General features: G+C 67.6%; 11 protein-coding genes. 8 read left to right on the top strand and 3 right to left on the bottom strand.

What is annotated here, in order from left to right; translation table 11 throughout:
- Positions 1-92 precede the first annotated feature (92 nt).
- Positions 93-2,795, top strand: a complete 2,703-nt coding sequence (locus ABIR74_RS12105; protein WP_348178459.1) for a GNAT family N-acetyltransferase — start codon at positions 93-95, stop codon at positions 2,793-2,795.
- A gap of 24 nt (positions 2,796-2,819) precedes the next feature.
- On the opposite strand, the gene abc-f is transcribed toward ABIR74_RS12105, so the two are convergent.
- Positions 2,820-4,697, bottom strand: coding sequence for a ribosomal protection-like ABC-F family protein (abc-f, locus tag ABIR74_RS12100; RefSeq protein ID WP_348178457.1), 1,878 nt, complete (start codon positions 4,695-4,697; stop codon positions 2,820-2,822).
- A gap of 153 nt (positions 4,698-4,850) precedes the next feature.
- On the opposite strand from abc-f, the gene ABIR74_RS12095 reads away from it, so the two are divergent.
- The 7 genes from ABIR74_RS12095 to ABIR74_RS12065 all read left to right on the top strand — a co-directional run bounded on the left by ABIR74_RS12095 (position 4,851) and on the right by ABIR74_RS12065 (position 13,166).
- Positions 4,851-6,008: a hypothetical protein gene (locus ABIR74_RS12095; RefSeq protein ID WP_348178455.1), complete on the top strand. Its 1,158-nt coding sequence runs from the start codon at positions 4,851-4,853 to the stop codon at positions 6,006-6,008.
- A 281-nt stretch (positions 6,009-6,289) separates the two neighbouring features.
- Positions 6,290-7,081 carry a trypsin-like serine protease gene (locus ABIR74_RS12090; RefSeq protein WP_348178453.1) on the top strand — a complete coding sequence of 264 codons (792 nt, stop codon included), beginning with the start codon at positions 6,290-6,292 and terminating at the stop codon, positions 7,079-7,081.
- A 44-nt stretch (positions 7,082-7,125) separates the two neighbouring features.
- Positions 7,126-9,126: a transketolase gene (gene tkt / locus ABIR74_RS12085; RefSeq protein ID WP_348178451.1), complete on the top strand. Its 2,001-nt coding sequence runs from the start codon at positions 7,126-7,128 to the stop codon at positions 9,124-9,126.
- Positions 9,126-9,578 carry an RpiB/LacA/LacB family sugar-phosphate isomerase gene (locus tag ABIR74_RS12080; RefSeq protein WP_348178449.1) on the top strand — a complete coding sequence of 151 codons (453 nt, stop codon included), beginning with the start codon at positions 9,126-9,128 and terminating at the stop codon, positions 9,576-9,578. The genes tkt and ABIR74_RS12080 overlap by 1 nt, the downstream gene beginning before the upstream one ends.
- Positions 9,571-10,680 carry a transaldolase gene (gene tal, locus ABIR74_RS12075; protein ID WP_348178447.1) on the top strand — a complete coding sequence of 370 codons (1,110 nt, stop codon included), beginning with the start codon at positions 9,571-9,573 and terminating at the stop codon, positions 10,678-10,680. Before ABIR74_RS12080 ends, tal begins: the two co-directional genes overlap by 8 nt.
- Entirely contained in the window at positions 10,677-12,182 is a 1,506-nt protein-coding gene (zwf, locus tag ABIR74_RS12070) for a glucose-6-phosphate dehydrogenase (RefSeq protein WP_348178445.1), read from the top strand. Before tal ends, zwf begins: the two co-directional genes overlap by 4 nt.
- A 132-nt stretch (positions 12,183-12,314) precedes the next feature.
- On the top strand, positions 12,315-13,166 hold the full coding sequence (locus ABIR74_RS12065) for a glucose-6-phosphate dehydrogenase assembly protein OpcA (RefSeq protein ID WP_348178443.1): 852 nt from the start codon (positions 12,315-12,317) through the stop codon (positions 13,164-13,166).
- 69 nt (positions 13,167-13,235) lie between these two features.
- Here ABIR74_RS12065 and ABIR74_RS12060 read toward each other — a convergent pair whose 3' ends face one another.
- Positions 13,236-13,967: an inositol monophosphatase family protein gene (locus tag ABIR74_RS12060; RefSeq protein WP_348178441.1), complete on the bottom strand. Its 732-nt coding sequence runs from the start codon at positions 13,965-13,967 to the stop codon at positions 13,236-13,238.
- Between the two features lie 52 nt (positions 13,968-14,019).
- Complete coding sequence (locus tag ABIR74_RS12055) at positions 14,020-15,900, bottom strand: hypothetical protein (RefSeq protein WP_348178439.1); 1,881 nt, start codon at positions 15,898-15,900, stop codon at positions 14,020-14,022.
- Positions 15,901-15,979 lie beyond the last annotated feature (79 nt).

Below are 15,979 nucleotides of genomic sequence, written 5' to 3'. Positions count from 1 at the left end.
TGCGGCGTCGAGATTCGGTCTGCTCCGACACGAAGCGTCGGGTGTGGTCGCGCGAAACGCGGGCGGGATCCCGGGCGCCCTAGGATGAAGGTGTGAGCGCCTACCCGGGCCATATGGAGACCGACGTCGTCCTTCGCGACGGGCGCACGGTGCACGTCCGTCCGGCGCGACCGGGTGACAGGGATCGACTCGAGGATTACTACCTCGAGCTCTCCGATGAGTCGCGGCGGCTTCGGTTCTGGGGCCCCGTGGTGAGTATCCGCGAGCGTGCCGAGGATGCCGTCAAGATCGACTACGTCGATCACCTCACGTTGCTCGCCTTTCATGGGCCGGACCTTGCCGAGGTCGTCGGTGGCGCCCAGTACATCCGCGAGGGAACAGCTCCTCGTGCGGAGGTAGCGATGTCCGTCTCGGACGAGCTTCAGGGCCTCGGTCTCGCCTCGATCCTCATAGCTCACCTCGCCGAGGCTGCGCACGAGAACGGAATCGAGTTCTTCTCCGCCGATGTGCTTCCGGAGAACCACAAGATGATCCAGGTCTTCCGGGGCACCGGGTTCCCGATCCAGATCCGCGCCCTCCCCGGCTCGATCGAGGTCGAGTTCCCGACCTCGCGAACCGAGGGAACGACGGAGCAGTACGAGGATCGCGAGCGGTCGGCGGCCGCAAATGCCGTACGCCGTGTGCTCGAGGCTCGTTCGGTTGCTGTGATCGGCGCATCTCGCGATCCGGCGACGATCGGCGGCCGGCTGTTGCGCAACCTGATCGCGCAGCCGTTCGCTGGCGTCGTGTATCCGGTCAATCCGACGAGTAGTGCGGTGCAGGGGGTTGTCGCCTACCGGAGCGTGACGGAGATCCCGGGGGAGGTCGAGCTGGCCTTCGTCGTCGTCCCGGCGGCGCGTGTGCTCGAGGTCGTCAGGCAGTGCGGCGAGAAGGGGGTCAAGGCGATCGTCGTGATCTCGGCCGGGTTCGGCGAGACGGGCGAGACGGGACGCGCCCTGCAGCAGGAGCTCCTCGACGTGTGCCGCACGACGGGGATGCGCATGATCGGCCCCAACTGCATGGGTGTCATCAACACAGACCCCGAGTTCAAGCTCAACGGCACGTTCGCCCAGGCATACCCGCCCGAAGGGCGCATCGCATTCATGTCGCAGTCGGGTGCGCTCGGAATCGCCGTGATCAACATGGCCAATCGCCTCGGGCTCGGGATGTCCTCGTTCGTCTCGATCGGCAACAAGGCGGACGTTTCTCCTAACGATCTCCTCTGCTACTGGGGTGAGGACGAGAGAACGGAGGTCGTGCTGCTCTACATCGAGTCGTTCGGGAATCCGCGACGGTTCGCAAACCTCGTGCGCCGGATCGGTCGGCAGAAGCCGGTCGTCGTCGTGAAGAGCGGCCGGAGCGCCGCGGGGCGAAGGGCGGCCTCATCGCACACGGGAGCGCTCCTCGCCTCGTCCGACACCACGGTCGATGCGTTGTTGCGTCAGGTCGGCGTCACACGCACGGACACGCTCGAGGAGATGTTCGACGTCGCAGCTCTCTTTGCGAACCAGCCTTTGCCGAGGGGCGCCAACGTTGCGATTCTGACGAACGCGGGCGGGCTGGGCATCCAGTGCGCCGACACGTGCGAGGCTCGTGGTCTTGTCGTCCGCGAGCTGGCGCCGGAGACGGTCGTCGAGTTGCGTTCGTTCCTCCCGGCCGCTGCCGGTGTCAGCAACCCGGTCGACATGATCGCGTCTGCGACCGCCGAGGACTACGGGCGGGCGATTCGAGTCATAGCGGCTGACCCCTCGATCGATTCCCTCATCGTGATCTACATCCCGCCGCTCGAGGTCGATGCACCCTCTGTAGCGAGGCAGATCGTCGACGCGATCGGTGCGATCGACGGCCGCGTGACGGCCCTGACGTGCTTCATGTCCGCCGAGGGGCTTCCCGATGCGCTCTCCGCGCCGGGCGTCCGCATCCCCTCGTACGCGTTTCCCGAGCACGCGGCGATCGCGCTCGCGCACGCCGTCGATCACAGCGCGTGGCGGGAGAAGCCCGTCGGAGCGATTCCGCACTTCCCCGGCATCCGGAAGGATGAAGCCGCCGCCGTGATCGCGGGAGCGCTCGAGCGAGGCGAGGGGTGGCTCTTGCCGGACGAGATCGCACGGTTGTTCGACTGCTACGGCGTGCCGACGGCGCTCACGTTCCGCGCAGGCAGTCCGGACGAGGCGGCCGAGATGGCAGCACACGTTGGCGGCACCGTGGTGCTGAAAGCGGTCGGGCCGCTCCACAAGACCGAAGTGGGCGCAGTGCGGGTGGGGATTGCCGTCGCCGATGTCGCCGCGGAGGCGGCTGCGATGGCGGCGCGCATCGAGGCCCAGGGCGAACCGCTCGAAGGCTTCGTCGTGCAGGAGCTCGTGAGCGGCGGGGTGGAGATGCTCGTCGGCATGACCGCGGATCCGGAGTTCGGTCCGGTCGTCGCCTGCGGAGCGGGCGGAGTGACCGTGGAGCTCACCCGTGACATTGCCGTGCGTGTCGCGCCCGTGACCGATCTCGACGCTGCCGAAATGGTGCGCTCACTCGCGACGTTCCCGCTTCTCGACGGATTCCGCGGCTCGACGCCAAAGGACGTGCAGGCGCTCGAAGACGTGATCCTGCGCATGTCGGCTATGGCCAGCGACCAGCCGGAGATCGCCGAGGTGGACTGCAATCCCGTGATCGTGCTCGACCGCGGAGCCACCGTGGTCGACGCGCGCGTCCACGTACGACTGTCGGTTCCCCAGCCACCCACCGCTGGACGTACCGACGTCTGACCGGTCTCGGGGTGACGCGGTCGGCTACGCCGACTCGAACAGCGCCTCCCAACGAGCGAGCAACTCCTGGAGCTCGTCACGCGCGGTGCGGTACTCGGTCAGCATGTCCATGTTCGTCCAGTCCTCGGCGAGCTTGCCCTCGAGCTGCGCCACGTTCGACTCGAGCGTCGTGATCCGGCGCTCGACCTGCTCCAGCTCCGACGGCCCCTTCTTCTTCACGGCGGCCTTCGCGACCCGGGGCTCCTTCGGGGGCGCGGTTGCAGCCGCGGCCGGCGCCGTGTCCTCCTCCCGCGCCTGCACGAGATCGGCCCAGCCGCCGTTGTACGAGCGCAGCGCGTGACCCTCGATCGCGACGGTCCGCTCGGCTACCGCGTCGAGAAGCGCTCGGTCGTGGGAGACGAGCAGCACTGCGCCGGGGAATGCCTCGAGTGCAGCCTCCAGTGCCTCGCGGCTCTCGAGGTCGAGATGGTTCGTCGGCTCGTCGAGTACGAGCAGGTTCGCCCCCGAGGCGACAATCACGGCGAGCGACAGCCGTCGACGCTCACCGCCGGAGAGCACGGTGACCTGCTTCTCCTGCTCGACGTAGCCCGAGAAGAGGAACTTGCCGAGCAGGTTCTGCGCCTGCGGTCGCGAGAGCCCGGTCATCGCGACCGCACAGTCCAGCACGGTGCCGCGCTCGTCGAGCTCCACATCGTGCTGGGAGAAGTAGGCGGGCTCGACGCCGTGGCCCATGCGGATCTTCCCCCCATCGGGCTGCCGATGGCCGACGAGCGTCTCGAGCAACGTCGTCTTCCCTGACCCGTTCGGGCCGACGAGCGCCACGTGCTCCTCGCGCTCGATCACGAGCGAACCGCCGTCGATCAGCTCCTTTCCACCCGCGGAAAGCCGGAGGCCCTCGATCTCGATCACGATCCTGCCGCTGCGCGCAGGCTTGAGAAACTCGAAGCCGAGGCTCCTTCGCCGCTGCGTCAGGTTCTCGAGCTCGCCGGCTGCCTGTTTCCGTTCCTGCTCGAGCCGGCCGATCTGGGTGAGCTTCGCCTGCGCCTGCTTCGCCTTCGACTTCTTGTAACGGAACCGCTCGACGAATCGCTCGAGCCGCTCGATGTCGGCGCCGACCCGCTTTACGTTCTTCGCTGCAGCCTGCGCCCGCGCCGCGCGTTCGAGGCGCCACTGGTGCCAGGGGCCAGAGAAGTAAAGGCCGCGACCGCCTTCGAGCTCGAGCACGGCCGTCGTCACGGACTCGAGGAACCAACGGTCGTGGGCTACGAGGATCACGGCCGCGTCGATCGTCGTCAGCTCGCGCTCGAGCCATTCGAGGCTCTCTACGTCGAGGTGGTTCGTCGGCTCGTCGAGCAGCAGCAGGTCAGGATCGCCCGCGAGCGCGCGGGCGAGGGATGCGCGTGTCAGCTCGCCGCCGGAGAACGTGGAGAGCTGCCGATCGAGATCGGCGTCGCGGAAGCCGAGACCGCGGAGCATTGAGGCGGCACGGTCGCGCCAGCCCCAGCCGCCGGCGTGCTCAAGTCGCGCCTGCGCCTCGCTGTAGCGCTTCAGTGTCGCGTCGTCGTGCGTGCCGGAGGCCATCGCCTGCTCGAGCTCGCGAAGCTCCTCCTCGATCCGAACGAGGGCGGAGGCGCCCGAGATCGAGTACTCGCGCAGCGTCAATCCACGATTGCGTGGCGGCCGCTGGTCGTGGAGCGCGACGCGCGCGCCCTTCTGCAGCGCGATCTCGCCGCCCTGGATCGTTGTCTCGCCGATGATTGCCCGCAGCAGCGTCGTCTTGCCCGCCCCGTTCTGGCCCGCGAGCGCGAGCCTCTGCCCCCGGTCGACCGAGAACGAGATCCCGTCGAAGAGGGGGTCGCCGGAGAGCTCCTTGCGGAGATTGGATGCGATCAGGACGGCCATGTGCGTCGTAAGGGTAGAGGCTCTGGTGTAAAGCGGTCTCTCGCCCCGATTCGAACCAAGGCTCGGAGGCATCCCCCGAACGAGTTGTCTCGGGGCACAAACCCTTGATGGAGGGACACGGTCGGCGCTCCGACGCCCGACATGTTGGGTGCGATGAACAATCAACTCCTGACGGTGGCCGAGGCGCCGTCTCCGCGAGTGGCGCCTTTCCCGGCCGGTTCAATGGTCGAGGCGGCGCCCGAGATGATCGCCGAGGCCGAAGCGGCGCTCGAGATCAACGACCACGCTGCCGCACTCGCGGCGCTCGAGGGCGTCTACGACTTCACGAGGACCTCTCCAGGACTCATGAACAGGGCGCTCCTCGCCGAATCGTGGGCACGGATGGCGACCGGGGACATCGGTGGCGCCGAGGATCTTCTCGCGCGCTCGAGCGACATCACGGCCAACCCCGAGTTCACCGAGCGCGACCGGGCCGAGGTGCTCTACCGGCTCGGCTGCTGCCGACTGCAGCGGTCGAAGGTCGGCAACGCGACCCAGCTCTTCACGCTCGCGCTCCATATTTGTCATACCTCAGGGGACGAGTCGACGAAGCTCCAGGCGCACATCCTGCAGTGGCGTGCCCGCTGCTGGCTCCGCCAGCACCTGCCGGACATGGCGCGCGAAGATGTCGAGCTCGCGATCGAGCTCGCCGAGGATCTCGGTGACACGCGAACGCTCGCCCACGCCTGCTTCCAGGCATCCGTCGTCTGTGAGCGTCAGAGCCAGTGGTTGCTCGCGCGCCTGTACGGCGAGCGAGCGCTCGATGCCTACGAGCAGCTCGGTGATCAGGTCAACTGCCACAAGGTCCTCAACAACCTGGGCGGCATCAACGTCCTGCTCGGCAGCGCCGAGAGAGGGACAAGCTGTCTCGGCCGCGCCGTCGACATCGCGCGTGGTATCGGCGACGACATCGGTGCTGCATACGCGCTCTCGACGCTTGCCCACATGACTCTGAAGCTCGACGATCCCGCCGGCGCGAAGAACTACGCGGAGCAGGCTCTGTCGGTGCTCGATGGCTACGAAGCGCATCTCGGAGAGCTCGGAAACGTTCTCCTCGTGATCGGTAGGGCGTCGCTCGAGGAGGGCGATCTCGGGCAGGCGGAGAGCTACTTCCGACGGGCCGACCTGGCCTTCGAGCAGATCTCGTCGATCGGGCACCGTGCCGAGGCCTGGGTTGCCCAGGGCGACCTCGCCCGGCTCCGCGGCGACACCGGTACGGCGGCTGACAGGTATCGCAAAGCCGCGACCGCATTGCAAGACGTCCACCTGTAGTTCCCATTCAATCCCTGCAAAGGAGGTGACCAGTATGAAGCGTTTCAATCTCACAGCGGTGATCGCGTTCTCCCTTCTCGCCGCCTCGATCTTCGCCAAGGTGAGGCCCGGCTACGGCTTTCACGACGGTTGGTAGAGATCGGAGCAGCTCCCGGGCTCGGTGCCCGCGCGACATGCTTTCCTGCGACGACCGAAGCGTAGGGCACCGAGCCATCGTTCGAACTGTTACTGGCCAGCAGCCCACCCGAGCCGGGGTGGGCCTCATCAGGAGGCACTCTGCGGTGCGTCACACTCGATTCCACTCAACCCTGCTCGCAGCCGTCTCGGCGGTGCTACTGCTCGTTGGCTCGGCGGCGGCCATCACTGGCGGCCAGCTCGACGGCGAGGGCCATCCGGCCGTCGGCGCGCTCGTCGCCGACATCCCGGGCGTCGGCCGTGTGCCGCTGTGCTCGGGCACTCTCGTTGCGCCGACCGTCTTTCTCACCGCCGGCCACTGCACGGCGGATCTTCCCGCCGTCGGTGTCGACCGCGTCTTGGTTTCGTTCTCGGCCGCGCTCGGGGCGAGCAATGCGTTGATCGGCGCCACCTATATCACCGATCCCGCGTACGGCCACGACCGCGGCGACCTCCATGATCTCTCCGTCGTCCTGTTGGACGATCCGCCGGTCGGCATTACCCCGGCTGCTCTCCCGACCGCGGGCCTCCTCGACGAGCTCCACCGCGGCGGCGCACTTCGCGGCCAACTGTTCACGAACGTCGGGTACGGCTACTCTGGCCGGGAGACCGGAAGCGGCCACCCGCGCTTCCTCTACGACGGCCAGCGGCGCGTCTCCACGTCGTCATTCTCGAGCCTGACCAAGAGCTCCCTGAAGCTGCAGGGCAACGGCAACGCAACGGGCCTTGGCGGCGTGTGCTTCGGCGACTCGGGCGGCCCCGCCTTCCTCGGGGAGTCCGATACGATCGCCGCGATCACGAGCAGCGGGAGCCAAACGTGCTCCGGTGCAAGCGTCTCCTACCGGCTCGACACCCCCTCGGCACGACAGTTCCTCGATCAGTTCGTCGCGCTTCCCTGACCCACGCGACCGGCGGCCACGGTGCTCCCGATATGCTCTCGGCCGTGGCCGCCAACGCTCTCACCGTCGATTCTCGAGCCCAGACGGTCGACACGATTCGCGCGCTCGCGATGGACGCGGTGCAGCAGGCGAACGCCGGGCACCCCGGCACCGCGATGGCCCTCGCTCCGGTCGCGTATCTCCTGTATCGCGACGTGATGCGCCACAACCCGGCCGATCCGGACTGGCCGGGCCGCGACCGCTTCGTCCTCTCTGCCGGCCACGCCTGCATCCTCCAGTACGCCTCGCTCCATCTCGCGGGCTACGACCTCACGCTCGATGACCTGAAGCAGTTCCGCCAGTGGGGTTCGCGCACGCCCGGCCACCCCGAGTGGGGCCACACCGCCGGGATCGAGACGACGACCGGGCCCCTCGGCCAGGGATTCGCGAACGGCGTCGGGATAGCGATCGCTCAGCGCTTCCTCGCTGATCGCTACAACCGACCCCACCACGAGATCGTCGATTCGTGGATCTACGCGATCTGCTCCGACGGCGACATGATGGAGGGAGTCAGCCAGGAGGCCGCTTCCATCGCGGGTCACCTCGGGCTCGGCCGGCTCGTCTATGTGTACGACGACAACCACATCACGATCGACGGCACGACCTCGCTCACATTCACGACCGAGGACAAGGGCAGGCGCTTCGAGGCTTACGGCTGGCACGTCCAGCACGTCGACGACTCCGAGGATCTCGACGGTCTCCTCGGCGCTCTTGCGGCGGCGAAGGCGGAAGAGGACAGGCCGTCACTGATCGTGCTTCGGACCCACATTGCCTATCCCGCTCCGAACGCGATAGACACGTCGAAGGCGCATGGGGCCCCGCTCGGCGAGGCCGAGATCCGAGCCACCAAGGAAGCGATGGGGCTCGATCCGGACGCGACCTTCGCGGTCTCCGATCTCGTGCGCGAGCACATGGCCCCCGTCCTGACGCGCGGCGCCGAACTGCAGCGGGAATGGGACGAGCGCGTGACCGCGTGGGCCGGTGCGTTCCCCGCCCTCGCGAACGAGCGCGAGCTCGACCTCCGCGGCGAGCCGCGCGACGGCTGGCGCGAGGCGCTACCCGTGTTCCCCGCAGGCGAGGACGTCGCGACGCGCGACGCCGGCCGCAAGGTGATGCAGGCCCTGAAGCCGTTCACTCCGACGATGGTGGGAGGCTCAGCCGACCTCGTCGCGTCGAACAACACCGAGTTCGAGGGCGCCGGGATCTTCTCCGCTGCACACGTCGGCCGCAACATTGCGTTCGGGATCCGCGAGCACGCGATGGGCTCCATCGTCAACGGAATCGCGCTCGACCCGGCGATGCTCCGTCCCTACGGCTCGACGTTCCTCATCTTCTCCGACTACATGCGTCCTGCCGTCCGCCTCTCGGCGTTGATGGGGCTTCGCACGGCCTGGGTGTGGACGCACGACTCCGTCGCCGTCGGGGAGGACGGCCCCACGCATCAGCCCGTCGAGCATCACATGGCGTTGCGGGCGATTCCGAACCTCTGGTATATCCGGCCCGCGGATGCGAACGAGACGTCGATGGCCTGGCGCATCGCCGTCGAGCGCCCCGACGGACCCGTCGCCCTCGCGCTCACGCGACAGAAGCTCCCGACGTTGGATCGCACCGTCGTCGGTTCGGCCGAGGGCACCCTGCAAGGCGCCTACACGTTGTGGCAGCGCGGGGATGGAGAGCCGGAGGCGATCGTGATCGCGACGGGCAGCGAGGTACACCTCGCGCTCGAGGCGGCCCAGTCACTCGACGCGAACATCCGCGTTGTCTCGATGCCGTGCTGGGAGCTCTTCGACGAGCAGGACGATGACTACCAGGACTCGGTTCTGCCGCCGTCGGTCGAGGTGCGCGTCGCGGTCGAGGCAGGCGTGACTCTCGGCTGGGAACGGTACGCGAGCGCGATTATTGGCATAGACCATTTTGGAGCGTCGGCACCGTATCAGCGCATCTTTTCGGAGTTCGGGATCTCGGCAGACGCGATCGCCGCCACGCTGGAGGCAGAGCTCGGGTGATGATCGCAGTCTCCTTCGACCATCGTGGGGTGATTCTTCGTGACGCGGTGTTCGCGGCGATCGCGGCGGAGGAGCATCAGGCACTCGATCTCGGCGTCGCGACAGACGCTGTCCGCGTCGACTACCCCGACAAGGCACTCGAGGTCGGGATGGCAATCCGGCGGGGAGAAGCGGACCGTGGCGTGCTCGTTTGCGGATCGGGCGTCGGCGCCTCGATTGCGGCGTCCAAGATCCCTGGCATCCGGGCCGCGATCTGCCACGACGCCTACTCCGCGCACCAGGGCGTCGAGCACGACGACATGAACGTGCTCTGCCTCGGCTCCGAGATCGTTGGCAGAGAGCTGGCGCAGGAGCTCGTCCGGACATTTCTGCGGGCACGCTTCATCGGCGGTGGCCGTTACGCAGACCGCCTCGAGAAGGTGGCCGAGCTGGAAAGGATGGCTGATGGCTGATTCAACACGGATGCGCGAGCTCGCCGAGGCAGGAGTCAGCGCTTGGATCGACTCCCTCTCCCGGGAGATGCTGCAGTCGGGTGCCCTTGCGCGGCTGATCGAGGAGGACTCGATCGTGGGTGTCACTTCCAATCCCACGATCTTCCAGAAGGCGCTCGCAGAGGGCGCCCTGTACGACGACCAACTCCGTGAGGTCGCAGCCGGGACCGACGACCCGGTCGAGATCTTCTTCGCGCTCGGCATGACCGATATCCGCGAGGCCTGCGACCTGATGCTCCCGATCTGGGAGCGCACGGCCGGTGTCGACGGCTGGGTCTCGCTCGAGGTCGACCCGACCCTCGCCTACGAGCGCGAGAAGACCTTCGATCAGGCGATCCGGTTCAACAAGGAGGTCGGCCGACCCAACCTCTACGTCAAGATCCCGGCCACCGAGCCAGGGCTCGGGGCGATCGAGGACTGCATCGCAAAGGGTGTCTCGATCAACGTTACGCTGATCTTCTCGCTCGAGCGCTACGCTGCGGTCGCGGAGGCGTACCTCCGCGGGCTGGAGCGTCTCGTGGCCGCCGGTGGCGATCCCGCAAGCGTCCTCTCGGTGGCGAGCTTCTTCGTCTCCCGCGTCGACAGCGAGGCAGACAAGCGGCTCGAGGCCGCAGGGCGTACCGATCTGCAGGGACAGCTCGCCGTCGCGAACGCGCGACTCGCGTACCAGCACTACCTCGATGTCTTCGGCGATGACCGCTGGGCGTATCTCGCCGGCAAGGGCGCGCGGCCCCAACGGTGCCTGTGGGCCTCCACATCGGCGAAGAACCCCGCCTACCGCGACGTGATCTATGTCGAGGAGCTGATCGGCCCCGACTCGGTCAACACGATGCCGCTGGAGACGGTTCGCGCCTTCTCGGATCACGGTGAGGTGAAGACCGGCAGCATCACGAGCGGAATCGGCGAGGCGAATCAACTCCTCGCCGACCTTGCAGCCGCAGGCATCGATTACGACGACGTCGTCGACACCCTCGAGGCGGAGGGTGTGCAGAAGTTCGCAGACTCGTTCGCAGAGCTCCTCGACGGCATTCGGGCCAAGGTGGGCTCGCTGGCATCCTCGTGAGCAACGAGGCCAACCCGCTCCTCGAAGGGCTACAGCTTCGCCGGCGACCCGAATCGTGCGCCGTTGTCATCTTTGGTGCGTCCGGCGATCTGACGAAGCGCAAGCTGTTCCCCGCGCTCTACGCGCTCGCCTACCGCAAGCTCCTGCCCGAGAACTTCGCGATCGTCGGCGTCGCGCGCACGCCGCAGACGTCGGCGAAGTTCGCCGCTGCGATGAAGAAGGCGGTGAAGCAGCACGCGCGCGATCCGTTTCGGCAGGACGTGTGGGACACGCTCTCGCGCGGCATGCGCTACGTCGGAACCGAGTTCGACGACGCCGAGGGAGAGGATCGCGTCGGGCAGATCCTCGAGGAGATCGACGCCGAGTACGGAACTGCGGGCAACCGGCTGTACTACCTGGCGGTGCCGCCCCAGGCGTTCGCGACCACGGTGTCCGAGATCGGCAAGCGCCGCCACAAGGAGGGATGGGTGCGGTTGATCGTCGAGAAGCCGTTCGGCCGCGATCTCACGTCGGCGCTCGAGCTGAACGAGCTCCTGCATACGTGGTTCCGGGAGGACGAGATCTTCCGGATCGACCACTACCTCGGCAAGGAGACCGTGCAGAACATGCTGGCGCTGCGGTTCGCGAACGGCATCTTCGAGCCGATCTGGAACCGCCAGTTCATCGATCATGTGCAGATCACGGTCGCCGAATCGATGGGCATCGAGGGCCGAGCGGGGTTCTACGAGTCTGCCGGCGTGATCCGTGACATCTTCCAGAACCACCTCCTGCAGCTCCTTGCGCTCACGGCGATGGAGCCGCCGATCGACTTCACCGCCGACTCGGTGCGCAACGAGAAGGTGAAGGTGCTGAAGTCGATGCACACACCAGGCCCGAAGTCTGTCGTCCGGGGCCAGTACGGAGCAGGGTTCGTCGAGGGTGTCGAGGTCCCCGGTTACCGGGAGGAGGACGGCGTTGCCCCGGGCTCGCTGACCGAGACGTTCATCGCCGCGAAGCTCTACGTCGACAACTGGCGCTGGGCCGACACGCCGTTCTACGTCCGCGCTGGCAAGCGGCTCGGACGCCGCGAGACGACGATTGCGATCCAGTTCCAGCGCGCACCGCACCCGCCGTTCGAGGCGATTGCCGGAGACGGGTTGCGGCCGAACGTGCTCCTCATCCACGTTCAGCCCGACGAGGGTGTCTCGCTCGCGATCGGCGCCAAGGTGCCGGGCGCAGGGATGACGATTCGGACCGTGCATATGGACTTCCTCTACGGCGGCGCCTTCCGAACGGGCCTCCCCGAGGCCTACGAGCGGTTGATCCTCGACGCAATGCTCGGCGACGCGACGCTCTTCACCCGCGAGGACGAGGTCGAGGAGCAGTGGAAGCTCGTCGACGCGATCCTCGGCGGCTGGTCTCGCGACCGGCCGAACTTCCCGAACTATGCGAGCGGCACCTGGGGCCCACGATCTGCTGACGACCTGATCCACCGCGACGCCCGCTCGTGGCGCCGGCACTAATGCCCCGGCCCAGGACGATACGCGTGTGTGCCTCGCCGGTCGGTGGGGCATCCGCTCGCTTCCGGGACAGGCATGCGCCTGTTCCCTACGGGGGTGCCGTGGCGCGTCTCGCGGCGCGGTACTGAGCGTCTCATGGGCGTCGTCTCGGATATTGAACGGCAACTCGGAAAGCTACGCGTGCTCGAGGAGGCCGATGGAGTGCCGGAGCTCCGCACGAGCACGATGACCCACATCGTCTGGTGTCCGCCGGAATGGTACGCCAAGGCGAGTGTGACGCTCGCGGGATTGGCCGAGCGACATCCGGCACGCACGATCATCCTGATCCCCGAGGCGGGAAGGAAGAGCGAAGTGAGTGCGCAGGCGGAGCTGCAAGGGTTCCAGCTCCCAGGGATGGCGCACGAGGTGCTCTCCGAGGTGATCCGGGTCAGGCTGCGCGGTGACGCCGTCCATCATCCGGGCTCGATCATCACGCCGCTTCTCGTCTCCGACCTGCCGGTCTTCTGTCGCTGGCGGGGGGAGCCGACCTGGGGAACGGGTGAGCTGGAGGAGATTCTCGGCGTGACAGACAGGCTCGTTGTCGACTCGAGCGAGTGGCGTCGACCACCCTCGGCCTACGTCGAGCTTGCAACGCTGTTCGAACGCACCGCCGTCTCCGACATCGCGTTCTCGCGTTCACTGCCGTGGCGGAGAAAGCTGGCGGATCTCTGGCCCGAGATTGCGTCGATTGTGAAGCTGCGCATCGAGGGGCCGCGCGCCGACGCCGAGCTCGTCGCGGGCTGGCTCCGTTCGAGATTGAAGCGGGAGATCTCGTTGACCCGACGTGAGGCGGAGACGATCCGGGCAATCTGGGTCGACGGTCAGGCCGTCGGGGCCGGTGGTGAAGCGCTCAGTTCGAGCGAGCTGCTGTCGGGCGAGCTCGACTGGTTCGGCCGCGACCCGGTGTACGAGGCAGCGGTCCGGGCAGCTCTGCCCGCCTCGATCTAGTGTTGCTTGGCTCTGGGGTGGGCTCTGGCGGAGCGAAGCAATTCCGGCTCGACGTGGCCGCAAGGGCGATTAGCGCACCGCTTCGAGCAGAGCGCCGTGTAGATGCCCGTTCGAGGAGATCGCAGTGCCGCCGTCAACGCGAGCGGCGCCTGCGAAATCGCTGAAGCGGCCACCCGCCTCCTCGACGATCGGCTGGATCGCCGCGAGATCCCAGACCTTCACCCCGACGGCGTCGACGGCCCCGTCGACGGCGCCCTCGGCCACCAGCATGTGGGCCCAGAAGTCGCCGTAGCCGCGTGCGTGCCAGGCATAGGTTGCGAGCGACGGGATCGGCTGCTCGAGCGCGAACGAGAGGACTGCGTCCTCTATCTGACGGATCGCAGAGACGCGGATGCGATCGTCGTTGACCCAGGCGCCGCCGCCACGCTCGGCGTGCCAACGTCGGTGGAGTGCCGGTGCCGAGACGACGCCGAGCAGGATCGCGCCGTTTTCCTCCAGCGCGATCAGTGTCGCCCAGACCGGAATCCCCCGCGAATAGTTGCGCGTACCGTCGATCGGATCGACAATCCAGCGCCGCGTACCCGTTTCGGTGGTGCCGAACTCCTCTCCCAGGATGCCGTCATCCGGCCGCTCCGCCGCGAGGCGTAGGCGGATCGCCTCCTCGACGGCGCGGTCTGCCTCGGTGACGGGGGTCAGATCGGGCTTCGTCTCGACCAGAAGATCGGTCGCCCGGAACCGTCCGAGCGAGATCTCGTCGGCCGCATCCGCGAGCTCGAGGGCCAGAAGCAGGTCGGGGCTCATCTGAGCCCCGAGCCTACTCGACGGCCGAACCCGGCCGATTCGGTGACGTGCGCTACTTCTTCTTGGCAGCGGCAACGCGGAACTGCGGCTTCGCGACCTTGAGCTTGACCGGTGTCGACCACGCCATCTGCGGCTTCTTGAACTGCGCCTGGTTGAGGCCGCGCACGCGGTAGTACCACGTCCCCGGCGCGAGATCGAGCACGGCCGACGTGGAGTACGTCGAGGTCGTCCCCTGCGCGCGCCATGGATACTTCGTCCGCGACCACTGCACCTCGTAGGAGCTCGCACCCGTCGCCGGCTCCCAGTTGATGAGAGGCGTCGAGAAGACGACGGGCTGCTTCCCCGCTGACGCGAGAAGTCGTCCGTTCGGCGCGAGACCGCTGACGTACGGCGTGGTCGAGGACACCCGCACCGGCTCGCTCGCCTTGCCGAACGACGCGACCCGGCCGGACGCGCAGGCATCCTGCGGCAGATCGACGTCGATGTACTTGCGCGAGTTGTCTGCGAGCGTTCGCAGCTCGACCGGAACGACGGTCCAGTAGTAGCGCGTCGAGGGGAAGTCGATGTCGGGGAGGTCGACCTTGGCGATGCTGGCTACGTTGCTTGCGCTCGCACCGCTGCTCGCGCTACCCCCGCTGCCCGAGCCTGACGAGCCCGAGCTTCCGGCCCCGCCTGTCGTTGGCGCGCTTCCCTCGCTCGTCGCGACGGGGAATCCGTCGGCACCGAGCGTTGCTCCTTCGCTCGTCCCGTCGGCGATCCAGCCGCCCGCCGCGGTGGTGATCTCGGCGTCCGAGAACGGGAGCTTGAGTGGGCCTGTCGTACGTGGGGCGTAGGCAGGACTTCCGGTCACTGCGCCGCGGTAGACCAGGTTGACGCAGTCGATGTCGGTCGAGGCATACGTGCGGAAGAGGCGATACGGCTTGCCGTCGAGGCCCTGGTTGCCCGTCCAGGTGAGCGCGGGCATCAGTTCGAGCGACGCCGGCTTGGCGGGCGTGCTCGAGCGGTCGGAGACGGCGACCTGGAGGGTTAGCTTCCCCGCGGTCAGGTCAGGGTTCGACGCTGTGTAGACCGGGCTCCACGGTCCGTAGGAGACGGCAGGGAGGCCATTCGGAATCTCCCCGAAGACCTGCCGTACGGCGCGGACGCGCCAGCGTGCCGTCGCCCACCAGGCCTTGTCGGAGTGCCAGGTGTAGAACTCGCGCTCGTCCGCGACGTTCGTGTGCGTCGCGATGACCTTGCTGATCTGGGGGAACCACACCTGGTAGCTCGTTGCGCCGGACACCGGCGTCCAGCGGACGAAGCCGGGCTGACTGGAGAGCGGGGTCGCTACGCCGGGCCAGCGCATGTTGAACGCGTACGGCTTGCTCCATCCGGTCGGGCCGCTCCGGGTGATCGCACGGACATGCGTGTAGAGGGCGTACGGCTGTCCGGTGAACCAGGGCAGCGCCATATCGACCGAGACGGCCGGTACGCGCAGGATCCGAATGCTGGTCGCGAGCGCCGGGTCGGTGGTCGCGGTCGTCGGTGCGGGCGTGCCGCCGGTGCCGGTCGTCGAACCGGAACCGCCGGAGGTAGAGCCGCTAGCGCCGCCGCTGCCGGTCGTCGGCGCGGGCATGTTCACCGGGACTGCCGCGCAGCCGGTGCCGGGCTTGACGCCCGTGCGTACGTTCGACCAGACGATTGTGCTCTCCGCGAACGACTTGCTCGTCCCGAGCTCGAACTCGTAACACAGCGCGCCCCTGACCGGCTTCCACGCGAAGGACGGCGTACGGGAGAACGCGTGGGACAGCGGCTCCGACGGGCGAAGCAGGAATCCGCGCAGGTCCTTCGGCGGGGCCGACCGCATGGTCGACGTCGCAAGTGCAGCACCGGAAACGAGCGTGGCTGCGGCCACGGCGGCGCAGCAGATGAGAACAAGGCGGAGTTTGGGCATGTGGACTATGTCGGCAACTCCGCTCCTCCTGCCCTCCCTCGGACGGGGGATGCCTTCCCCTATCGGGGGTGTCGATCGC

The organism is Gaiella sp. (genome assembly GCF_039915195.1).
Lineage (GTDB): Bacteria > Actinomycetota > Thermoleophilia > Gaiellales > Gaiellaceae > Gaiella.
This window is presented reverse-complemented; position numbering and strand designations above follow the sequence as displayed.

What these genes read in the sequence shown, in the direction of transcription:
- ABIR74_RS12080 (WP_348178449.1), top strand. Translation starts at nt 9,126, where the DNA reads ATGATCGCAGTCTCCTTCGACCATCGTGGGGTGATTCTTCGTGACGCG.
- ABIR74_RS12055 (WP_348178439.1), bottom strand. Translation starts at nt 15,900, where the DNA reads ATGCCCAAACTCCGCCTTGTTCTCATCTGCTGCGCCGCCGTGGCCGCA.
- ABIR74_RS12065 (WP_348178443.1), top strand. Translation starts at nt 12,315, where the DNA reads ATGGGCGTCGTCTCGGATATTGAACGGCAACTCGGAAAGCTACGCGTG.
- abc-f (WP_348178457.1), bottom strand. Translation starts at nt 4,697, where the DNA reads ATGGCCGTCCTGATCGCATCCAATCTCCGCAAGGAGCTCTCCGGCGAC.
- ABIR74_RS12060 (WP_348178441.1), bottom strand. Translation starts at nt 13,967, where the DNA reads ATGAGCCCCGACCTGCTTCTGGCCCTCGAGCTCGCGGATGCGGCCGAC.
- tal (WP_348178447.1), top strand. Translation starts at nt 9,571, where the DNA reads ATGGCTGATTCAACACGGATGCGCGAGCTCGCCGAGGCAGGAGTCAGC.
- ABIR74_RS12095 (WP_348178455.1), top strand. Translation starts at nt 4,851, where the DNA reads ATGAACAATCAACTCCTGACGGTGGCCGAGGCGCCGTCTCCGCGAGTG.